Below are 1,739 nucleotides of genomic sequence, written 5' to 3'. Positions count from 1 at the left end.
CCCCCATGAGAAAACCATATCCCAGCGACATTAGTCGAGAAGCCTTTAAAGAAATTAAACCGTTACTATTGAGCGGAAGAAAACAAACACGTCCAAGAGTCGTTGATGTCTATGAAGTATTTTGCGCATTGCTCTATATTCTAAAAAGTGGATGCAAATGGAGTTCAAAAGAAACGTAAAGGTCAAAAAGTTGAGCGTTTAGATAAAAAGAGGAATAAAGAAGAACGCACGCTACGTTTTTGGCAAGAAACTAGAAGGGTGTTAGAGGAGAAGATAGTTGATGCTAATACGGAGGAAAAGTCTTTAATTGATGCTCAACTACGCTTAATTCACTGGTTAATGCATTTAAAAAAACGAGGGCTTCAATTATCAACTATTGAAAGCTACTTAGGATCGTTTGGCAAAGAATTTATATTTGAGATTTGGCTCAATAAATTAGATTTAAAGCAACAATCCATAGATGACTATGAGGATTTATATCGGCAGCTATTGAAATACAGCAGTGAACGTGATGAAAAAGCAGTTCAACGAGATTCGGTGAAAGGAAAAACCTCTCGTAAGATGCACCAAAGCGCAGAATACCGTTTTGGTCGCCTAAAAGATTTTCATCAATTCTGTATAGAGAATTATGATGCTCCAGGGGTATTGGTGTTACAGAATTCAAGTTTTAAGCATTTACAAATTTGCAATGCACGGCTAGTGAGTCCTTTGCTATTTGGCAAATTATTGGAAAAACTAGAAAATTTAAGTCAAGAGCCAACGGCATCAGAGTGGGTCGATCATCTGAGTTGTTTAAAGCTGATGTATTTACTAAGTTATAGAACTGGACTTCGATTAAATGAAGTTCGTTGTCTTAAAATACAAGATATTATTTGCCCAGAGCTACTTTATAAAGAAAAAGAAAATACAGTTTTTAATAATATCACGCTTCATATCCAAGACAATTCATATCGCCGTCTGAAAACGCGAAGTGCGAATCGTCAAATACCATTGAAAATTGCATTGTCAGAACATGAGTTTTTAGTAGTACAACGTTACATACAACATCGTTATGCGCAATATTTGGTTAATCAGCAGGATGATCTACTTTTTAGTGTGAATCATCGTGTATTAACTGATCAATGTATCAGCAAAATTACAGTAGATTTGTTTAGTCAAATATTAGGTATGCATCATGGCTTTAGTTTTCATACATTACGCCACAGTGCTGCTAACTATCTAGCAATAACTTTGCTCGGTTCAAAAGAAATGATCAAGACCTACACAGATTGTCCTTGGGTAAAAGCAAAAAAGATGAGGGATTTATTGTTTGGTATGAAAGCACGTGCTCAAGAAGAGATTATTCAACATAAATGGCAGGTGCTCGCCTCTTGGATGGGGCATAGCAGTATTGAGCAAACGGCTTCAAATTACCTTCATGTTTTGGATTTATTAGCAGTCGATCGAATTTATAATTCGCCGTGTATCATTTCAAAAAAAGTATTAGAACAGTGTTTTAGTCCAGTGAAGTCAAGTACAGACTACATAAACCTAAATCGTTATACTCAGCAGCAGAAATGGTTTAATTCTTATCAGCAAACACAGCCAGTTACGATTGCTGGCCGACAAGAAAAGAAGTTTAGTATCGAGAAGAGTAATCTGACACCTTTTCAACGTTTGATAAGTTTTAGAGAAGGTCGTGTAAGCGAAGATACTCAAGCTCAAGAATGGATGCAACGATGTCAATGGATGAGCAATAA

At 36.2% G+C, this 1,739-nt stretch carries 2 pseudogenes; both read left to right on the top strand.

The features are described 5' to 3' along the window. Window positions 1-5: 5 nt before the first annotated feature. Window positions 6-164, top strand: a pseudogene (locus tag GBI16_RS18010) (IS5/IS1182 family transposase); the annotation flags it as partial. Between the two features lies 1 nt (window position 165). Further along, window positions 166-1,739: pseudogene (locus GBI16_RS18005) on the top strand (tyrosine-type recombinase/integrase); the annotation flags it as partial.

The sequence above is a fragment of the Acinetobacter sp. TUM15064 genome (assembly GCF_008980265.1).
Lineage (GTDB): Bacteria > Pseudomonadota > Gammaproteobacteria > Pseudomonadales > Moraxellaceae > Acinetobacter.
Note: the sequence above shows the minus strand (reverse complement) of the source record. Positions and strands in the feature narration are given on the sequence as shown.